The 18176-nt window shown below is 73.0% G+C and carries 19 protein-coding genes; 9 read left to right on the plus strand and 10 right to left on the minus strand.

Going from position 1 to position 18176, the window contains the following annotated elements; all coding sequences use genetic code 11:
• The first annotated feature begins 125 nt into the window (after nt 1–125).
• Together K8W59_RS03035 and K8W59_RS03040 are read left to right on the plus strand one after the other, a co-directional pair.
• Nucleotides 126–1301: a hypothetical protein gene (locus tag K8W59_RS03035; protein WP_223397282.1), complete on the plus strand. Its 1176-nt coding sequence runs from the start codon at nt 126–128 to the stop codon at nt 1299–1301.
• A gap of 12 nt (nt 1302–1313) precedes the next feature.
• Complete coding sequence (locus tag K8W59_RS03040) at nt 1314–2288, plus strand: ERCC4 domain-containing protein (RefSeq protein WP_223397283.1); 975 nt, start codon at nt 1314–1316, stop codon at nt 2286–2288.
• Here the strand turns inward: K8W59_RS03040 and K8W59_RS03045 are convergent.
• Genes K8W59_RS03045 through K8W59_RS03060 form a run of 4 tightly spaced genes read right to left on the minus strand, consistent with a single transcriptional unit; the run spans nt 2215 to nt 4422 of the window.
• The gene (locus tag K8W59_RS03045) at nt 2215–2613 is read right to left on the minus strand and encodes a DUF3054 domain-containing protein (RefSeq protein WP_223397284.1); all 399 of its coding nucleotides are present in this window, start codon (nt 2611–2613) and stop codon (nt 2215–2217) included. The two genes, K8W59_RS03040 and K8W59_RS03045, sit on opposite strands and share 74 nt — an antisense overlap.
• A gap of 22 nt (nt 2614–2635) precedes the next feature.
• Nucleotides 2636–3595, minus strand: a complete 960-nt coding sequence (locus K8W59_RS03050) for a bile acid:sodium symporter family protein (RefSeq protein WP_223397285.1) — start codon at nt 3593–3595, stop codon at nt 2636–2638.
• Nucleotides 3592–4032: a M15 family metallopeptidase gene (locus K8W59_RS03055; RefSeq protein ID WP_223397286.1), complete on the minus strand. Its 441-nt coding sequence runs from the start codon at nt 4030–4032 to the stop codon at nt 3592–3594. Before K8W59_RS03055 ends, K8W59_RS03050 begins: the two co-directional genes overlap by 4 nt.
• A 24-nt stretch (nt 4033–4056) precedes the next feature.
• The gene (locus K8W59_RS03060) at nt 4057–4422 is read right to left on the minus strand and encodes a M15 family metallopeptidase (RefSeq protein WP_223397287.1); all 366 of its coding nucleotides are present in this window, start codon (nt 4420–4422) and stop codon (nt 4057–4059) included.
• Nucleotides 4423–4528: 106 nt separating this feature from the next.
• Between K8W59_RS03060 and K8W59_RS03065 the strand changes: the two genes are divergently transcribed.
• The 6 genes from K8W59_RS03065 (at nt 4529) to K8W59_RS03090 (ending at nt 10494) form a co-directional block, all read left to right on the plus strand.
• Nucleotides 4529–5545 carry a Bug family tripartite tricarboxylate transporter substrate binding protein gene (locus K8W59_RS03065; RefSeq protein WP_223397288.1) on the plus strand — a complete coding sequence of 339 codons (1017 nt, stop codon included), beginning with the start codon at nt 4529–4531 and terminating at the stop codon, nt 5543–5545.
• Nucleotides 5545–6099, plus strand: coding sequence for a tripartite tricarboxylate transporter TctB family protein (locus K8W59_RS03070; protein WP_223397289.1), 555 nt, complete (start codon nt 5545–5547; stop codon nt 6097–6099). Before K8W59_RS03065 ends, K8W59_RS03070 begins: the two co-directional genes overlap by 1 nt.
• 1 nt (nt 6100) lies before the next feature.
• Nucleotides 6101–7636 (plus strand): tripartite tricarboxylate transporter permease, encoded by a 1536-nt coding sequence (locus K8W59_RS03075; protein WP_223397290.1) that lies wholly within the window; start codon nt 6101–6103, stop codon nt 7634–7636.
• A gap of 14 nt (nt 7637–7650) precedes the next feature.
• Entirely contained in the window at nt 7651–8178 is a 528-nt protein-coding gene (locus K8W59_RS03080) for a hypothetical protein (protein ID WP_223397291.1), read from the plus strand.
• A gap of 14 nt (nt 8179–8192) precedes the next feature.
• Nucleotides 8193–9734 (plus strand): alkaline phosphatase D family protein, encoded by a 1542-nt coding sequence (locus K8W59_RS03085; RefSeq protein ID WP_223397292.1) that lies wholly within the window; start codon nt 8193–8195, stop codon nt 9732–9734.
• A 166-nt stretch (nt 9735–9900) separates the two neighbouring features.
• On the plus strand, nt 9901–10494 hold the full coding sequence (locus K8W59_RS03090) for a hypothetical protein (protein WP_223397293.1): 594 nt from the start codon (nt 9901–9903) through the stop codon (nt 10492–10494).
• On the opposite strand, the gene K8W59_RS03095 is transcribed toward K8W59_RS03090, so the two are convergent.
• The 5 genes from K8W59_RS03095 to K8W59_RS03115 all read right to left on the minus strand — a co-directional run bounded on the left by K8W59_RS03095 (nt 10495) and on the right by K8W59_RS03115 (nt 16223).
• Nucleotides 10495–12075 (minus strand): alkaline phosphatase D family protein, encoded by a 1581-nt coding sequence (locus K8W59_RS03095; protein ID WP_223397294.1) that lies wholly within the window; start codon nt 12073–12075, stop codon nt 10495–10497. It abuts the gene before it with no gap.
• 65 nt (nt 12076–12140) lie between these two features.
• On the minus strand, nt 12141–13532 hold the full coding sequence (locus tag K8W59_RS03100) for an ABC transporter permease (RefSeq protein WP_223397295.1): 1392 nt from the start codon (nt 13530–13532) through the stop codon (nt 12141–12143).
• Nucleotides 13529–14311 carry an ABC transporter ATP-binding protein gene (locus K8W59_RS03105; RefSeq protein ID WP_397195944.1) on the minus strand — a complete coding sequence of 261 codons (783 nt, stop codon included), beginning with the start codon at nt 14309–14311 and terminating at the stop codon, nt 13529–13531. Before K8W59_RS03105 ends, K8W59_RS03100 begins: the two co-directional genes overlap by 4 nt.
• Before the next feature lie 98 nt (nt 14312–14409).
• Nucleotides 14410–15054, minus strand: coding sequence for a response regulator (locus K8W59_RS03110; RefSeq protein WP_223397296.1), 645 nt, complete (start codon nt 15052–15054; stop codon nt 14410–14412).
• Nucleotides 15051–16223, minus strand: coding sequence for a sensor histidine kinase (locus K8W59_RS03115; RefSeq protein ID WP_223397297.1), 1173 nt, complete (start codon nt 16221–16223; stop codon nt 15051–15053). Before K8W59_RS03115 ends, K8W59_RS03110 begins: the two co-directional genes overlap by 4 nt.
• Nucleotides 16224–16291: 68 nt before the next feature.
• Here K8W59_RS03115 and K8W59_RS03120 point away from each other — a divergent pair, with 68 nt between their 5' ends.
• Nucleotides 16292–16966: a SprT-like domain-containing protein gene (locus tag K8W59_RS03120; RefSeq protein ID WP_223397298.1), complete on the plus strand. Its 675-nt coding sequence runs from the start codon at nt 16292–16294 to the stop codon at nt 16964–16966.
• On the opposite strand, the gene glgA is transcribed toward K8W59_RS03120, so the two are convergent.
• The gene (gene glgA, locus K8W59_RS03125) at nt 16933–18165 is read right to left on the minus strand and encodes a glycogen synthase (protein WP_223397299.1); all 1233 of its coding nucleotides are present in this window, start codon (nt 18163–18165) and stop codon (nt 16933–16935) included. The two genes, K8W59_RS03120 and glgA, sit on opposite strands and share 34 nt — an antisense overlap.
• Nucleotides 18166–18176: the final 11 nt, after the last annotated feature.

An 18176-nucleotide genomic window follows, 5' to 3' on the forward strand; every position in this document is an offset into this window, starting at 1 on the left:
AGCAGCATGCGCCGTGAGCGAGGTCCGGGCCGGCCGTTATCCACAGGGCCGCGCCCGAAACCGGTTATCCACAGCTGCCGGACCGGCCTCTTGGCGGTGCCGACGAACGCGGCTGTGCTGGGTCCATGACGACCTCACCCACCCCCGGCTACCGCCGCGGCCGCCGCGTCTCGGGCCAGATGACGCCGTCGCTGACGGCCTACTTCAAGCGCGCGACGGCGGCCGAGCGCGCCGGCGACGCGGCTCGGGCGCTCGGGCTGCACCAGCGGATCCCGATGTTCACCGGTGGCCGCAACGTCGGGATCCTGCGCGCGCTGATCCAGGCGGGCGAGGACCTGCCGCCCTGGGTCTGGGCCCGCTGGACCTGCTACCAGGTGCTGCGCGCCGAGGAGCTCGGCGGCGAGCGCGCGTTGCACCGCCGGGTCCTCGACCACGTCCTGCACGCCATCCACGACGACCTGCTCTCCGACTGCTACGAGGATGGCGGCGACCCGGTGAGGGTGATCGCCCGGGTGGCCGGGGACTCGTGGGCGTTCCACCAGGTGCTGACCTACGAGCTCGGGGGTCTCGACCTCTTCCTCGACACGGTGGCGACCGGGCGGCTGGCCGAGCATGCCGACCTGACCCGCCGGTGGGCGAGCACGCCGCTGGGGGGATACCGCGTGGGGGAGAGTCTCCCGGGCGGTCGGCTGGAGGTGTACGACGCCGCCACGGCCGACCACATCGAGGTGCTCGACCTCGGCGCGCGGTCCGGTGCCGGCGAGCACGGCTGGGTCCTCGGCCGGTTGGTGCCCAGCGCCCTCGACGACGACGCGCCCCCGATGTTCGACATCGCACCGCTGGCCGTCCCCGAGCGGGTCGCCCGCGAGGTCGCGGCCGTGGAGGGGCTCGCCCGGTGGGCGCCGGTCACCGCGGCCCTGGAGGAGGGGCGGATGTGCCAGGCGGACCTGCTGCGCGAGGACTACGAGATCCTCACCGACGTGCCGGGGCTCGACCTGCTCCGCTTCGGCACCCCGCCCCGAGACCTCGACCGGGTGATGCTGCAGCTCCGGTCGGGCCGAGACGAGGTGCTCCACGCCGCCCACCGGATCCTGCGCCGGGCGCGCGACGGCGACCTGACCGAGCTGGACGCGCCGTACGTCGCCGCAGCGATCCTCCACCCCGGGGCGGTGGAGGAGGTCCGCCGTACCCTCGTCAGGTCCGGTGACGCCGCGATCTGGCAGCGCTGGGCGGCGCGCACCAGCGAACCGGCGGCACGCCTGCTGGGTGCGTTGGCGAAGGAGTGTCGTGACGCCGCGTGACATGCTCGGGGCATGCCGGAGGACTTCGTCATCGCGCGGAACCCGGAGGAGGGGTCGAGCCTGCCCTACGTGCTCCGGATCCCCTATGGCGACCGGGGTGTGCTGCTCAAGGCGCGCGAGACCTGGCCGCGGACCAGCAAGGTCTACTGCCACCGGTTCGAGGAGTGGCCCGAGAACGCCGAGATCATCGAGCGCGTGCCGGTCACCTCCTGCGTCCGCCGTGGCGCCGCGATCGACCTGGTCCTCGACCGGAGCCGCGAGGCCCGCTCGCAGTTCGTCATCTCCTACGCCAAGGGCGGCCGCCAGGCGATCTTCTGGCAGACCGCTCGCACGGCCAAGCAGGCCCGTCCCCACGTCCGGACACCTCGGGCACGCGCCAGCGGGGTGGCCGAGCTCGCCATCGTGGTGGACTCCCAGGAGCGGTATGCCTGGAAGTTCAGCGACCAGCACGTCGTGACCGATCGCCGTCGGCTGCCGGCCGGCGACTACGGCGTGATGTGGGAGGACGAGCTGGTCGCCGCCGTGGAGCGCAAGAGCCTCGGCGACCTGGTGAGCTCACTGACCACGGGGAAGCTGAAGTACCAGCTCACCGCGCTCGCCGCGCTGCCGCACGCGGCGGTCGTCGTCGAGGAGCGCTACTCCCGTGCCTTCCAGCACGAGGTGGTTCGCGCCTCGGTGATCGCCGAGAGCCTCGCGGAGTGTCAGGTCGCTTTCCCGACCGTGCCGATCGTGTTCGCGGAGTCACGCAAGCTCGCCCAGGAGTGGGCCTACCGCTTCCTCGGTGCCGCGTGGGTCGCGGCGGGGCAGGACCGCCCCGGTGAGGAGTACTTCGCCGATCTGGCCACTGGCGCGGAGCTGCCCGCCGCCGAGCCGACGGTGGCCGAGATCCGGGCGTGGGCCCAGGCGAACGGGCTCAGGGTCTCCGACCGGGGGCGCCTGTCGGCCGAGGTGCGGACCGCGTACGACGCCGCGCACCGAGCCGAGTGACCAGCCGCCAGCCGAGCAGGAACACGCCCAGCACCAGCGTCGCGACCACCACGAACGCCGGGTCGGTCCCGTCGCCGGTCGCCCGGCGCAGCAGCATCCCACCGGCGACGGCGGCGACCCACACGACCGCGCCGGCCGGGAGCGTGCTGGCGCGGAGCCGGAGGCCGAGAGCGATCAGGTGTCCCAGAAGGACGCCCGCCAGGAACGGCCAGGCGGTGTCCAGAACGCCGGCGACGCTCAGCCCCTCGGCGTGACTGCGCCGCCCGATGGTGGCGAACACGAGCACGAGCACGACATCGAGGAGCAGGGAGACCAGTCGGGACACCCCGTCATTGTCCCCGACTCGCTCAATCGACCGGACGGCGGCGGAAGTAGGCCGCCAGGATCGACCCGGACACGTTGTGCCAGACCGAGAACACCGCGCCCGGCAGCGCGGCCAGCGGGTTGAAGTACTGCGCAGCCAGGCCCGCGGCCAGGCCGGAGTTCTGCATCCCGACCTCGACCGCCATCGTGCGGCGTACCCGCTCCGGCTGACCGGTCACCCGGCCGAACAGGTATCCCAGCGCCAGCCCCAGCCCGTTGTGCAGCACCACGGCGGCGAAGACGACCAGGCCAGCGTCGACCAGGGAGTCCGCGCTCACCGACACCACGGCCGCGACGACCAGCGCGATGGTGACCACCGAGATCCACGGCAGCGCCGGCAGGGCACGGGTGACCAGCCTCGGCAGCAGGGCCCGCACCAGCAGCCCGAGCGCGACCGGCACCAGCACGATCTGCAGGATCGAGATCGCCATGTCCGCCGCGTCAACGGGCATGTATCGGCCGGCCAGCCAGAGCGTGAGCAGGGGAGTGAGCAGCGGCGCCAGCAGCGTGGACACCGAGGTCATCGCCACCGACAGCGCCACGTCGCCGCGAGCCAGATAGGTCACGACGTTCGACGCGGTCCCACCGGGCGCGCATCCCACCAGGATCACGCCGGCCGCGATCGAGGCGGGCAGCTGCAGCGCCACCGAGATGCCCAGGCCGAGCAGCGGCATGATGCCGAACTGGGCGACCACCCCCAGGAGCACAGGCAACGGCCGGGTCGCCACCAGCTTGAAGTCCGGGACCGTGAGGGTCAGGCCCATCCCGAACATGATCACCCCGAGCAGCGGGTTGATGTAGTCGGTCACGGGCGCGAACGTGTCCGGGATCAGGAAGCCGAGGACGGCACCGGCGAGGATCAGCAGCGGGAACAGCGTCACCGCGATCCGGGCGCTGCGATCCTCGGCGGTCGTGGGCGCCGACGGGGTGGACGGTTCGGTCACGGTGTCTCAGTATCGGCCAGCGAGCGCCGCGCGATCGGGAAGTCGAAGAACGTGTCGGGGTAGGGCTCGGTTGCGAGGGTGTAGTGCCACCACTCGTTCTCGTAGTTGGTGAAGCCGGCCGTCGCCATCGCCGAGAGCAGGATCCGCCGGTTCGCCGCCTGCTCCGGCGTGGTGCGCGGGTCCGCGGTGTGCGAGCGTGTGTCGAAGCAGTCGTAGCCGGTGCCCATGTCGATCGAGTTGTCCGGGAACCGCTCGGCCGCGGGCGCGAAGCAGGGCTGCAACCCCATCCGCGGCCTCCACCGGGGCTGCGCGGCCGCGGGCAGCGCGACCAGGGTCAGGTCCACGGTGCTCCCACGGCTGTGCCCGGACCGCTCGGCGATGTAGCCGTCAGCGAACAGACGGCTCTTGTCCACTCGCGGGTAGAACTCCGCCTTCATCCGGTCATCACGCAGCCGTTCCGCTCAGCCGACGAAGTCGTCGACCGCGGTCTGCGGGCGGAAGCAGTCGTAGACCTTGAGCGAATAGCCCTGGGCGCGCACCGACCGCTGCACCCGCGCCAACGCCTCGGCGGCCGGCCGGGTCAGCAGGCACAGCGGCTCGCGGTAGTCGTGCACCCGGCGACCCAGGAAGTTGTGCTGCGTGGCATAGCGGATGTCGTGCTCGATCGTCGGGTCCACGTCGGAGAGGGCGACGAAGGTGTCCGGCGCACTGCCCTGCCAGCCGCGCACCGAGGGCGGCGCGGCGGCGCCCGGAGAGGCGGAGGCGCCGTACGTCGTCACCAGGGCGGCCACCGCCGCCACGATCCGGGTCGTCAGCCGTGCGCGCATGATGCTCCTTGCCTCGGGATAGCGAGCAACCTAGCGCGCCTCGTCGCGTCGTACCCCGCAACGGGTGTAGGAAGGAGTGTTCCCCTCACGACATCGGAGGTGCCGCATGTCCGGCTCCACGCGCGGTGCCGGGTGGCTGCCCTACGCCCTGGCGGCGGTGCTGGCGGTCGTCCTCGTCACCGTGACCCTGACCCGCAGCCAGCCATCGGAGGCGGCGGCGGAGGCACTGGGCGGCAAGCAGCTGAAGATCATGGCGCCGGCCGACCCCGGCGGCGGCTGGGACGGCACGGCCCGGGAGATGCAGGGCGCGCTCCAGGACCTCATCGGCCGGAGCGAGGTCTACAACGTCGGCGGTGGCGGCGGCACGATCGGGCTCAGCCAGTTCGAGCAGCTGCGCGGCCAGCCGAACCAGCTGATGGTGATGGGGCTGGTCATGGTCGGCGCGATCGCGGCCAACAACTCCGCCGTGACCCTGGCCGACGTCACCCCGATCGCCGAGCTCACCACCGAGCCGCAGCTGATCGTGGTGCCCGCCGACTCCGAGATCCGCAACCTCGATGACTTCATCGCCGCGATGAAGAAGGACATCACCAAGGTCTCCTGGGCCGGAGGCTCCGCGGGCGGCGCCGAGCAGATCCTCGCCGGCCTGATCGCCCAGCAGCTCGACCTCGACCCCGCCGACATCAACTACATCGCCCACGCGGGCGGCGGCGAGGCGATCGCGACCCTGCTCAGCGGCAGCGCGACCGCCGGCGTCTCCTCGGTCTCGGAGTTCCTGCCGCTGATCGAGTCCGGCAAGGTCCGGCCGATCGCGGTCTCCTCCACCGAGCCCGTCGAGGCGCTGCCGGACACCCCGACGCTGCAGTCCGGCGGCGTCGACGTGGTGCTGAGCAACTGGCGCGGCGTCGTGGCGCCCCCGGGGATCACCGACCGCGAGCGCCAGGCCCTGGTCGACCTGGTGGACAAGATGAGCCGCACCCAGGCGTGGGAGGAATCGCTCCAGCGCGAGGGCTGGGAGTCGCGGGTGCTGCTCGGCGACGACTTCAGCGAGTTCCTGGACAGTGAGGTCGCGCGGGTGAACAAGGTGATCGACGATCTCGGCATCGGACAGGGAGGGTCGTGATGACGACGCGAGGATCGGGACGCAACGAGCACCTCAACGTCCGCGGTGACCTGGTCGGCGACGAGGACGCCGTCGCCCTCGGCGTCGACGACGACCGGACGACCGCCCTGGCCACCATGGTGCTGGGCGCGCTCATGGTGGTCATCTCGGTCATCGTGCTGGTCCAGGCGGTCCGGCTGGACAACGGCGGCGCGGTCGTCGGCCCGGCCACCGCCCCCTGGGTGGTCGGGAGCCTGCTGCTCCTGGTGGGCGCGCTGCTCACGATCAGGGGCCGCCGCGACATGGGCTTCTGGGAGTACTCCGACCACACCACGCCGCAGGACTGGAAACGCCTGGGCGTCCTGCTGATCGCGCTGGTGATCTTCGCGCTGATCGTGCCGTTCCTGGGGTACGTCGTCTCCGCGACGCTGCTCTACGCGGTCACCGCCTCGGTGCTCGGGGCGCCGGACAAGCCGCGGACGCTGGCCTACGGCTTCATCGTGGCGACGCTGGTCTTCCTGCTCTTCGACGTCGGCATCGGGATCACCCTCCCGGCCGGGCCCTGGGGGTTCTGACATGGACTCCCTGCAACTGCTTCTGGACGGCTTCGGCGACGCGCTGACGCCCACCAACCTGCTGCTCGCCCTGATCGGCGTCACCCTGGGCACCGCGGTCGGCGTACTCCCCGGCATCGGTCCCGCGCTGACCGTCGCGCTCCTCCTCCCGATCACCTTCAAGCTGGAGCCGACCGGTGCGCTGATCCTCTTCGCCGGCGTCTACTACGGCGGGATGTACGGCGGATCCACGACCGCGATCCTGCTCAACACCCCCGGCGAGAGCGCGTCCATGGTCGCGGCGCTGGAGGGCAACAAGATGGCCAGATCCGGCCGCGCCGCAGCGGCGCTGGCCACCGCCGCGATCGGCTCGTTCGTCGCGGGCACCATCGCCACCGTGCTGCTCACCTTCGTGGCGCAGCCGTTCGCCGACATCGCGGTCAGCTTCACGCCCGCCGACTACGTCGCCCTCATGGCGATCGCCTTCGTCACCGTCGCCACGCTGCTGGGCGCCTCCCCGCTCAAGGGCATCGCCAGCCTGCTGATCGGCCTGACCATCGGGCTGGTCGGCATCGAGTCGCAGAGCGGCCAGGCCCGGCTCACCTTCGGCGTTCCGACGCTGCTCGACGGCATCGACATCGTCATCGTCGTGGTCGCGCTCTTCGCGATCGGCGAGGTCTTCGGTCACGCCCTCAAGGGCGGTGGCGGTGGCACGGTCACGCCCCTGCGCGGGCGCACGGTCCTCACCCGCGACGACTGGCGCCGCTCGTGGCCGGCCTGGCTGCGCGGCACGGCGTTCGGCTTCCCGATCGGCGCGCTGCCCGCCGGCGGCGCGGAGATCCCGACCTTCCTCTCCTATGCCACCGAGCGGAAGCTGTCGAAGCACCCCGAGGAGTTCGGCAAGGGCGCCATCGAGGGCGTCGCGGGCCCGGAGGCCGCCAACAACGCCGCCGCCGCGGGCGTCCTGGTCCCGCTGCTGACCATCGGCCTGCCCACGTCGGCGACCGCCGCGGTGATCCTCACGGCCTTCCAGTCCTACGGCCTGCAGCCGGGTCCGCAGCTGTTCACCGAGTCCGGGCCGCTGGTCTACGCCCTGCTCGCGAGCCTGTACGTCGGCAACGTGATGCTGCTGGTCCTCAACCTGCCCCTGGCCAAGGTGTGGGCCCGGCTCCTGGAGATCCCGGCCTACTACATCTACGGCGGGATCATGATCTTCGCGACGCTGGGGACGATGGCCACCGGCGGCGGGCTGGCCGACCTGGCGGTGCTCTACGTGATCGGGCTGCTGGGCGTGGTCATGGCGCTGGCGGAGGTCCCGGTCGCGCCCGCGGTCGTCGGCCTCATCCTCGGGCCGATGATGGAGGAGCAGATGCTGCGGGCCGTGCAGCTCTCCGACGGCAGCGCCGCCGGGCTGTGGTCCACCACGCTGAGCATCGTGCTGTGGGGGATCGCGCTGGTCGCCCTGGCCGCCCCGTTCGTCGTACGCTTCCTTCGTCGCGACGTCGCCGACGCCGCGCGCGAGGATGAGACCGAGGCTCCGGCGGGTCCGGAGCGCTGACGGCGGGGGGCGCCATGGCGGCATCGAGGGGACGCTGGGCCGTGTGGACGGCGGTGCCGCTGCTCGCCGCCTCGGGGGTGGCGCTCGTTCTGGGCGACCTGGAGCGGTGGTGGCCGGCGTGCGCCCTGCGCACCCGCTACGACTCCGCCGCCTGCATCGCGCGCCAGGACGACTCCTACGACACCGCGGCCTATCCGCCGCTGACCTGGCTGGGTGACTACGCCGAGGGCAGCGGGCTGGGTTGGTGGCTGATGCTCGCCGCGCTGGTCCCGGTGATGTGGCTGCTGGTCCGCGGCCTTCTTCCGCCCGGGCGGGCGTGGGCCCTCGGTGTGCTCGTGTTCGCGGCGCTGCCCGCCATCAGCCACCTGATGACCACGCCGTTCTTGTTCCTCTACACCTCCCACGACTACACGCCGTGGCCCGCCGGCGTCTCCGGTGTCCTCCTCCTGCTGGCGGCGCTCGCCGTGGGGCTGCCGGCCCGGTCGAAGCGGGAGTTCCCCGAGACTTCACCTGCCAGCCATAGACCGGCACAGGCTGCATAGCGTGGGCTGAGCCCATGACCGAGCTGCGACGCCGTACCTTCCTCGCCGGGGCCGCTGGTGCCGCCGGTGCTCTCAGCGCCACCGCCTCGCCCGCCGCGCCGGCGCTCGCGAAGCGGAAGGCGCCCGGCCAGGTGGGCGGCCGACTGAGCCTGCCTTACGGCGTGCAGACGGGCGAGGTCTCCAGCCGCGAGGCGATCCTGTGGGCGCGGTCGTCCGGGCCGGGCCGGCTGATCGCCCGGGTCGGCGACGGTCGCCGTACCCGCGCTCTGCGCGGCCCGTGGGCCACCCCGGAGTCCGACTTCACCGCGCGGCTGCCGCTGCACGGGCTCCGGCCGGGTCAGGAGTACGTCGCCCGGCTGGGCTTCGAAGACGAGCGCGGCCGGGTCGGCGAGATGCTGCCGGCGACGTTCCGCACCGCCGACGTGCGCCCCCGCGGCACCAGCTTCGTCTGGACCGGCGACACCGCGGGGCAGGGCTGGGGGATCAACCCCGACTTCGGCGGGATGATCGGCTACCGCGCGATGCACGAGACCCGGCCGGACTTCTTCGTGCACGCCGGCGACACCGTCTACAGCGACGGGCCGATCGATGCGCAGGTGGTCGAGCCGGACGGCCAGATCTGGCGCAACGTGGTCGCCGAGGGCGTGGAGAAGGTCGCCGAGTCGCTCGACGAGTTCCGCGGCCGGCACCGCTACAACCTGCTGGATGAGAACATCCGGGCGATGTATGCCGACGTGCCGGTCTTCGCGCAGTGGGACGACCACGAGACGCACAACAACTGGTATCCCGGCGAGATCCTCACCGACGAGCGCTACACCGAGCGCCGGGTCGACGTGCTCGCGGAGCGGGCCAAGCGGGCCTGGCAGGACTACCAGCCGGTCGAGGTGCCGCGCGGCGGTGGCGGCTTCGCCAAGGGCGGGCTCTATCGCAAGGTCTCGCGCGGGGCGATGCTGGACCTCTTCCTGCTGGACATGCGCAGCTTCAAGAGCCCGAACACCGCCAACACCGAGCCGGAGCGCACCGGCGTGCTCGGTACCCGGCAGACCGACTGGCTGATCCGCGAGCTGCGCCGCTCCCGCGCCACGTGGAAGGTGATCTCCGCGGACCTGCCGCTCGGCCTGGTCGTCGGCTCGCCCGGCGCGATGGAGGCGATCGCCAACGACAACGCCGGGCGGCCGCTGGGCCGGGAGCTGGAGCTGGCCTACCTGCTGCAGCAGATCAAGGACATCGAGAACGTCGTGTGGATCACCGCGGACGTGCACTACTGCGCCGCCCACCACTACGCGCCCGAGCGGGCCGCCTTCACCGACTTCGCGCCGTTCTGGGAGTTCGTCGCCGGCCCGATCAACGCCGGCACCTTCGGGCCCGGCAAGCTGGACGCCACGTTCGGCCCGGAGGTGGTCTTCCAGAAGTACCCCGCCCGGCCCAACGAGTCCCCGCGCACCGGCAACCAGTTCTTCGGGCACGTCGACATCGACGACTCGGGGCTCTTCACCGCCTCGCTCCGCGATCTCCAGGGCACGGTGCTGTTCTCCCAGGAGATCCAGCCCGCCTGACCGCGCGCAGGCTGCTCGCCCGCTCTCGGAGCCGAACTGGCAGAACCTCCTCTGGATCCCCATGTCCCCGCTCACGCGAGGGCCGATCCGTGACTTCTGCCAGTGTGGCTACGAGCGACCTCGTTGCGCCCTGCGGAGAGTCCCTCCCACGCGTATCGTTGGCCGGGTGCGGCTGACCTTCCGCGGCGAGATCGCCGGTGTCGGCAGCGCCAGCGGGGTGCGCGTGGTGGTGGGACGCTGGGCGGAGTCGCCGTACGGCGCCTTCGCGGACGCGATGGTCGAGACGCCCGCCGGGCACCGGGTCCTGCTGGCGCCGAGCGCGGAGGTGGCGGAGCTGGTCGCGACGACCTACCGCTTCGACGAGGTGCGCGTCGAGCCGATCGTGGTCGAGGCCGACGGCCGCGGATGGCGGGTTCGGTCGCCCTCGCTGGTGCTGAGCCTGCACATCGGCCGGTCGACCCTCCTCGGGCGGCTGCTGCGCCTCGTCCCGCGCGGGCTCGCGGAGAGCCCGGCATGGAGCACGGTGACCGACCCGCTGGCCCGCCTGCTGCTGCGCGGGGTCCGCACCCGCGGGAGCGCCGGCAACGGCCGCCGGGAGTGGTACGGCGCCACCGCGGTACGGCGCATCGACGCCATGGAGGGCGCCTTCGACGGCCGTCCCCTGGGGCAGCTCGCACCCGTGGAGCCGTGCCACTTCGGCTTCAGCTCCACCCCGCGGCTGCCCTCGGTGACGACCGTCGTCACCACGATCGAGGGCTGATCACACGCGCACGGCTCCGGGGCGCCCGTCCTCGACCACCCAGGAGGCGAAGGTCGACTCCGGGGCGTCGGGGGTGCTGACGGTGGTGACGGTCTGGAAGTCGACCCGCATCTGGGCGTCGTCCACGCGACAGCGCATGTAGCCGCGCCGGTCGCCGTCGAAGAACCGGATATGCGGGTTGAAGGGGATCATCGGGCCGTAGTAGGGCCCGTAGACCGCGCCGTCGCCGTTGCTGGAGATCGAGGTGCCCACGAACTCGGTGCCGACGGTGGGGGAGTCCGGCGCGTCGAAGTCGGCGCGGATGTCGTTGACGAAGGTGGAGTGCCAGTCGCCGGTGACGGCGACCGGGTTGGAGACCCCGGCGCTGGTCCAGGTGTCGGTGAGCCGCTTGCGCGCGGCGGGGAAGCCGTCCCAGGCGTCGTGCCAGAGCCGGTCCCCGGCGGGGCCGTCGTGGTCCAGGCGCGCCAGCATCACGTTGTTGCCGAGGATGTTCCACTGCGCCCGCGAGGCTCTCAGGCCGTCGTACAGCCAACGCTCCTGCGCCCGCCCGAGCATCGTCACCGAGGGGTCGTACGCCGCCTCGCAGGCCGGCGCCTCGCCCCAGCCGCACGGCGGGACGTCGCGGTACTGCCGGCCGTCGACCAGGTCCAGCTGCGCCAGCGAGCCCCACTGCAGCCGCCGGTAGATCACCGGGCTCGTCGCCGACCGGGAGGGGCGGCGCACCGGCTGGTGCTCGTACCACGCCTGGTAGGCGGCGGCTCGGAGGGCGCTGATGTCGCCTTCGTACTGCGACCGGGTGTTGGCGTAGTCGTTCTGCATCTCGTGGTCGTCCCACGTCACCATGAACGGGAACCGGGCGTGCGCGCGCTGCAGCTCCTCGTCGGACTTGTAGAGCGCGTACTGCATCCGCCACCGCTCGACGTCGCGCGGCGCGTCCCGCAGCACCGCGGGCACGGGTGTCTTGCGGTAGCCGCCGTTCGCGCCGATCCCGCCCTCGTAGACGTAGTCGCCCAGGTGCAGGACCAGATCCAGGTCCTCCTCGGCCATGTGCCGGTACGACGGGTAGTAGCCGTCGCCCCACGCCTGACAGCTCGCGAACGCGAACGCCAGCGCCCCGCCCGAGGCCGACGCCGCGGGCGCGGTGCGGGTCCGGCCGACCGGCGAGACGTCGCCGCGGTAGCGGAAGCGGTAGAACCACTCGCGGTCCGGCTGCAGGCCGTCGACCTCCACGTGCACCGAGTGCGCCAGCTCCGGCAGGGCCCAAGCGCTCCCGGAGCGGACGATCCCGCGGAAGCTCTCGTTGGTGGAGACCTGCCACTGCACCGGCACCTTCCGGCGCGGCATGCCGCCGCCCGGCTCGAACAGCTCGGGCACCAGGCGGGTCCACAGCACGGCCCCCGTCGAGGAGATGTCGCCGCTGGCGACGCCCAGCCGGAAGGGGTAGCCGCCGCCCTTCGGCGGCGGTGCCGCGTTCCCGCGGTCCACAGGCAACTGGGCGGCGGCCGCCGTGCCGGCCAGCGCGGAGAGCGAGGCCAGGAAGGTACGGCGGTCGAGGTCGAGACGGGGGGTGTTGTGGATCACGCGATATGCCTAGTGGCCCCAGGTGACCTCCGTGCATCCGGACGGAGAACACCCGGGGCCAGGCGTCAGGCCTCGATCCGCAGCGCCTCCACCGGCGTCACGTCCACCGCCCGGCGGGCCGGGCCGCGGGAGGAGACCAGCACGAGGACCAGCCCGGCCACGGCGATCGCCAGCAGCGCCGGCAGCGGGATCCCCCACACCAGGCCGGGCGTCATCGCGCCGATCAGCGACTGCGCGCCCAGCGAGCCGTAGACCAGGCCGAGCGCGATCCCGAACAGCACGGCCGAGGCGGAGAGAGCCACCGACTCCTTGGTGATCATCGCGCGCACCTGGGAGCGGGTGAACCCCAGCGATCGCAGCAGCCCGATCTCGCGGTGCCGCTGCAGCACGGTGAGCGACATGGTGCTGACGAACCCGACGGCGGCGATCAGCGAGGAGATCACGATGATGCAGATCAGCACGGTCGTGGCGACCCCCAGGATCTGCTGGGCATCGGCCCGCTGGGCGGCGGGCAGGCCCCACGCATCCACCGACGCGCTCAGCGCGGCCATCCCGGAGGCGAAGGTGGTCACCAGCGTCACCCCGATGACCAGGCCCATCGTCGAGCGGGTCGTGCGCAGCGGGTCGAGTACGGCGTTGCGCCGGGCGATCCGGGTGGAGGGGTCGCGGCCCAGCAGCCGGCTGAAGCCGCCCACGACGCCCGGGATGACGAACCGGGCGCCGAGCAGCAGGCCGGTGGCCGAGGTGGCCGCGCCGCAGAAGGCGACCAGCAGCCCGCCCGGCGAGTCCTCGCCGATCAGCGCGCCGAGGGCGAGCACCGCGAAGCCCCCGATCAGGAGTACGGCGGCCCCGACGGCCCGGGCGGCAGCGTGCCGCAGCGGGGCGGGCCGGTGTGCCGCCGTACCCGCCATGGCGGCGGCGGGGGTCACCCGCAGCACCGCCCGCGAGCCCAGCCAGCCGGCCGCCGTGGCGGCGAGCACGATCAGCCCGAAGGCGAAGGGCAGCTGGGCGCTGGCGAGGGGATAGTCGGCCTCGGGCAGCGAGCCGCGGGCGACCAGCGCCATCCGGACCAGGTCGGTCAGCAGCGTGCCGGTGAGTATCCCCGCGGCCGCGCCGAGGGCGCCCACCGTCGCTGTGCCGCGGACGACCGAGGACCGCAGCGACCGGCCGCCGGCGCCGAGCAGCCGGAGCAGGGCGATGTGCCGCAGCCGGCCGGAGATCACCGTGTCGACCGCGTTGACGATGACGACCGCGGAGACATAGAGCGCGATCAGGATGAACACCCCGGCGACCACCATGAGGGTGAGCCCGGTGGTTCCGCTGCTGTCACCGCTCATCGTGGCGAGGATCGAGGAGGCCATGATCAGGGTCGCGGCGTAGGCGCCGCTGAGGCCGGCGACCAGGCCGACCGTGCCGAGCTCGCGCAGCGAGCCGAGGGTCAGGTTGCGGCGGCTCATGCCGGCACCCCGGTCTCGAAGCCGATGAGCAGGTCGGAGATCTGCTGCGGCGTCATCGGGCCGTGGTCACCGACGATCCGGCCGTCGGCGATCACCAGGATCCGGTCGGCGTAGGAGGCGGCCACCGGGTCGTGGCTGACCATCGCGATGGTCTGGCCGTACTCCTGCGCGGCCGTGCGCAGCAGGGTCAGCACCTCGCGGGAGCTGCGCGAGTCCAGGTTGCCGGTCGGCTCGTCGGCGAAGATGATCGCGGGCCGGCTGGCCAGCGCGCGGGCGATCGCGACCCGCTGCTGCTGGCCGCCGGAGAGCGCGCTGGGCCGGTGGTCGACCCGGTCGGCCAGCCCGAGCGCGCCCACCAGGTGGTCGATCCACCGCCGCTGCTCGCCGGAGACCTTCCGCCCGGCCACCTCGAAGGGGAGCAGGATGTTCTCCATCGCCGACAGCGTCGGCACCAGGTTGAAGGCCTGGAAGATGAAGCCGACCTGCTCGCGCCGCAGCACCGTGCGGCCCTCGTCGGCCAGTCGGGAGAGCGGCTGCCCGGCGAGGACGACCTCGCCGCCGGTGGCGTCGTCCAGCCCGGCCGCGACGTTCATGAAGGTCGACTTGCCGGAGCCGGACGGGCCCATGATCGCGGTGAATCCGCCGCGGGGGATGGTGACCGTGACGTCGTCGAGGGCGGCCACGGCGCCGGCGCCCTCGCCGTACGTCTTGACGACCCGGCGCATGGTCAGGACCGGAGAGGCGCTTGGTTGAGCGGGATTCTGCATCGGTGAGTTCATGCCCACCACGCTAGGAATCCGGGCGCCGTGACACATCGGGCCGCGGAGGGATTCCGCCTACATCTCCAGAGGTACGGTGCCTCAGGGTGGCGCCGGGGTCACAGCAGCCCGTGCTCGTAGGCGTAGACCACCAGCTGGACCCGGTCGCGCAGGTCCAGCTTCCCCAGGATCCGGGACACGTGGGTCTTCACCGTCGCCTCGGAGAGGAACTCCGCGGCCGCGATCTCGGCGTTGGAGAGCCCCTGCGCCGCGCGGAGCAGGATCTCCCGCTCGCGCGGGGTGAGTCGGGCGTACTCCGCGCCCGGCGTCGATGCGGCACGCCCGCGGAACCGCTCGAAGAGCGCCCGGGTCGCGCCCGCCGCCACCACCTGGGTGCCGTCGGCGACCGCGCGGATCGCCGCCAGCAGGAGCTCCGGGTCGGACTCCTTGAGCACGAAGCCGCTCGCGCCGGCCTCGATGGCGTCGGCGACCAGGTCGTCGAGGTCGAAGGTGGTCAGCACCAGCACCCGCGGGGCCGCCTCGCCGTGCCGCTCGACCAGCCGCCGGGTCGCCTCCACGCCGTCCACCCGGGGCATCCGGACGTCCATGACGACCACGTCCGGGCGGGTCGACTCGACCAGGGCGGGCACCTCGTCGCCGTCGGCGGCCTCGCCGACCACCTCGAGGTCGGGCTGGCTGGCCAGCACCATCGCGATGCCGGCACGGAAGAGCGCCTGGTCGTCGACCAGCAGGATCCGGGTCACGATGCCGCCTCGGCGGACGGGACGTGGGCGCGGACCACCCAGGCGTCCCCCTCGGGCCCGGCGGTGAACGTGCCCCCGGCGACCGTGGCCCGCTCGGCCATCCCGACCAGGCCGTGCCCGGTGCCGTCCCCGCTCTCGGGGGAGTCGCCCAGCCGGTTGGTCACGGTCAGACGGTAGCCGTCGCGCCAGTCCTGCTCGACCCGGACCGGCCCGGTGAGGTCGCCGTGCTTGAGCGCGTTGGTGAGCGACTCCGCCAGCAGTCGGTGGGCGGTCAGCGCGACCAGCGGGGAGTCGTCGCGGGTGCCGGACTCGTGCAGCTCCACCGTCATGCCCGACGCGCGCATCCGCTCCAGGACCTCCTGCTGCTGGGCGTGTCCGGGGGTACTCGGCGCCAGCGCGGGGTCGCGCAGCTGGGCGACGATGGTGCGCAGGTCGGCGATCGCGGTGCGCGCGGTCTCGCCGATCACCTCCAGCGCCCGCTCGGCGGCCGGGGGATCGTGACGCAGCGCGTAGCGGGCGCCGTCGCTCTGAGCCGCCACCACCGCCCAGGAGTGGGCGACCACGTCGTGCATGTCCGCGGCGATCCGGCGGCGCTCCTGCTCGACGTCGTAGAGCTCGCTCACCCGGCGGCGCTCGGCGGCCTCGAGCCGGGCGTCCACCCGCGCCTGCACGGCCCGCCGGGTCTGCCAGCGCAGGTAGCCGAGCAGCCATCCGCCGAGTGTGAACACCGCGGTGAGCGCGGCCATCCCGAGCACGGCGACGACGGTCATCAGCAGCGAGCGGTCGGGCCCGGCCGGGAGGAAGGCGATGAAGAGGCCCCCGACCACGGTGGCGACGACCGCCGCGACGAGACCGAAGCGGCGCGCCAGCGGCGAGCGGCTGCTGCCGAGGGTGGCGAAGAGGGCGGCGTAGGCCAGGTCGGCGAGATAGGCCAGCTGACCCGTCGCGACCTGAGGTACGGCGGCGGCGATCGCCAGCGCCGACATCAGCGGCCAGGAGAGCCGGCGCACCGCCAGGGCCGCCCCGAGGAGTACGGCGGCCACCCCGGCCGCCGGCCCGATCTGGAGGTGCAGCGCGCCCATGCCCACGGCGAAGGCCACGCCCCCCAGGACGTCGAGCGCCACCCCCCGCCGGGTCGGCCGCTCGACGGCGCTCCAGACATCGCTCACGGGGTCCAGGCTAGGGCCCCGCGCCGTCCCGGCCCGGTTGTCGGCGACCCCGGCTACCGTTTCGATCCATGGACCTCACCGACGCCGTCGACCTCGCCGAGGGCCTGCTGGTCGCCCACGGCCTGGGCGACTGGCAGGTCCGCCTCGACAACGCCCGCCGCAGGGCCGGCGTGTGCCACTTCGACCGCCGGACCATCGGGCTCAGCGCCCCGCTGACCCGGCTGCACAGCGACGAGCACGTGCGCGACACGATCCTGCACGAGATCGCGCACGCGCTCGCCGGGCCGCGGCACGGCCACGACGAGCACTGGAGGCGGGTCGCCCGGCAGATCGGCTGCTCGGGGGAGCGGTGCGTCCCCGCCGACGCGCCCACCGTCGAGACCGCCTGGCTGGGCGTCTGCCCGGCCGGCCACTCGGTGGGCCGGCACCGCCGCCCCGAGCGGGTGATGACCTGCCGGGAGTGCTCGACCCGCTTCGACCTGGCGCACCTCTTCACCTGGACCCACCACGGCCGGGTCGCGGTGATGCATCCCAACTACGACGCCGAGCTGGAGCGACTGCTCACCGGGCGACGGCTCGTGCTGCTCGCCCGCGGCACCCGGGTCCGGGTGACCGAGGAGGCCGGCGAATGGGCCGGCCACACCGGCCGCGTGGCCAAGATCGGCCGCACCCGCTACCACGTCCGGCTCGACGGGGGCGAGGGCGTGCTTCAGGTGCCGTTCGCCTGGGTGGCCCGGCGATAGACCTCCATCGTCTTGTCCGCGATCGCCGCCCAGGAGAAGTCCTCGATCGCGCGCTTGCGCCCGGCGCGACCCATCTCCGCGGCCCGCTCGGGGTCGGCGAGCAGCTCGGTCAGCGCGGCGGCGAAGTCGGCGACGTAGCGGTCCGGGTCGAGCGGGGTGCCGGTGCCGTCGTCGGCCTGATCGATCGGGACCAGCAACCCGGTCGGCGTACGCCCGTCGGCGTCGTCGGGAGCCACGACCACCTCGGGGATGCCGCCCGTCGCCGTCGCCACCACGGCCGCCTCGCAGGCCATCGCCTCGAGGTTGACGATGCCCAGCGGCTCGTAGATCGACGGGCAGGCGAACACCGTCGCCGCGGTCAGCAGCGCGGAGACGTCGCGCCGCGGCAGCATCTCCCGGATCCACACCACCGACGCCGGGTCGCCGCGGTCGGCGCGTAGCTGCTCGACGAGCGCCACCACCTCCCGCTCGATCTCCTCGGTGTCGGGCGCGCCCGCGCAGAGCACCACCTGCACGTCGGACGGCAGCTCCTGGCAGGCCCGGAGGAACAGCGGCAGTCCCTTCTGCCGGGTGATCCGGCCGACGAACACCACGCTCGGGCGGTCCGGGTCCACGCCCAGCTCGCGCACCCGGTCGGGGTCGTCGACCGGGTGCCAGTCCTCGGTGTCGATCCCGTTGTGCACCACGTGCACCCGGTCGGGGTCGACGGCGGGATAGCTGCGGAGTACGTCGTCGCGCATCGCCGCGGACACCGCGATGATCGCCGCGGCCGACTCATAGGCCGTCTGCTCCGCCCAGGAGGACACGGCGTACCCGCCGCCGAGCTGCTCGGCCTTCCACGGCCGCAGCGGCTCCAGCGAGTGCGCGCTCAGCACGTGCGGCATCCCGTGCAGCAGCGAGGCGAGGTGCCCGGCCAGGTTGGCGTACCACGTGTGCGAGTGCACCAGGTCCGCGCCGGCGCAGTCGTCGGCGATCGCCAGGTCCACGCCCAGCGTGCGCAGCGCAGCGTTGGCGCGCGCCAGCTCGGCGAGGTCGGGATAGGAGTCGGTGCTCTCCTCGGGCCGCGGGGCACCGAAGGCACGCACCCGCACCTCCACGTCGCCGCGGGCCCGCAGCGCGCGGACGAGCTCGGCCACGTGCACCCCGGCGCCGCCGTACACCTCGGGCGGGTATTCCTTGGTGAGGACGTCGACGCGCATGGCGCAGACGC

It is taken from the genome of Nocardioides rotundus, from assembly GCF_019931675.1.
GTDB lineage: Bacteria > Actinomycetota > Actinomycetes > Propionibacteriales > Nocardioidaceae > Nocardioides > Nocardioides rotundus.

What these genes read in the sequence shown, in the direction of transcription:
- K8W59_RS03065 (WP_223397288.1), top strand. Translation starts at nt 4,529, where the DNA reads ATGTCCGGCTCCACGCGCGGTGCCGGGTGGCTGCCCTACGCCCTGGCG.
- K8W59_RS03120 (WP_223397298.1), top strand. Translation starts at nt 16,292, where the DNA reads ATGGACCTCACCGACGCCGTCGACCTCGCCGAGGGCCTGCTGGTCGCC.
- K8W59_RS03060 (WP_223397287.1), bottom strand. Translation starts at nt 4,422, where the DNA reads ATGCGCGCACGGCTGACGACCCGGATCGTGGCGGCGGTGGCCGCCCTG.
- glgA (WP_223397299.1), bottom strand. Translation starts at nt 18,165, where the DNA reads ATGCGCGTCGACGTCCTCACCAAGGAATACCCGCCCGAGGTGTACGGC.
- K8W59_RS03085 (WP_223397292.1), top strand. Translation starts at nt 8,193, where the DNA reads ATGACCGAGCTGCGACGCCGTACCTTCCTCGCCGGGGCCGCTGGTGCC.
- K8W59_RS03105 (WP_397195944.1), bottom strand. Translation starts at nt 14,311, where the DNA reads ATGAACTCACCGATGCAGAATCCCGCTCAACCAAGCGCCTCTCCGGTC.
- K8W59_RS03075 (WP_223397290.1), top strand. Translation starts at nt 6,101, where the DNA reads ATGGACTCCCTGCAACTGCTTCTGGACGGCTTCGGCGACGCGCTGACG.
- K8W59_RS03100 (WP_223397295.1), bottom strand. Translation starts at nt 13,532, where the DNA reads ATGAGCCGCCGCAACCTGACCCTCGGCTCGCTGCGCGAGCTCGGCACG.
- K8W59_RS03080 (WP_223397291.1), top strand. Translation starts at nt 7,651, where the DNA reads ATGGCGGCATCGAGGGGACGCTGGGCCGTGTGGACGGCGGTGCCGCTG.
- K8W59_RS03070 (WP_223397289.1), top strand. Translation starts at nt 5,545, where the DNA reads ATGACGACGCGAGGATCGGGACGCAACGAGCACCTCAACGTCCGCGGT.
- K8W59_RS03055 (WP_223397286.1), bottom strand. Translation starts at nt 4,032, where the DNA reads ATGAAGGCGGAGTTCTACCCGCGAGTGGACAAGAGCCGTCTGTTCGCT.
- K8W59_RS03035 (WP_223397282.1), top strand. Translation starts at nt 126, where the DNA reads ATGACGACCTCACCCACCCCCGGCTACCGCCGCGGCCGCCGCGTCTCG.
- K8W59_RS03040 (WP_223397283.1), top strand. Translation starts at nt 1,314, where the DNA reads ATGCCGGAGGACTTCGTCATCGCGCGGAACCCGGAGGAGGGGTCGAGC.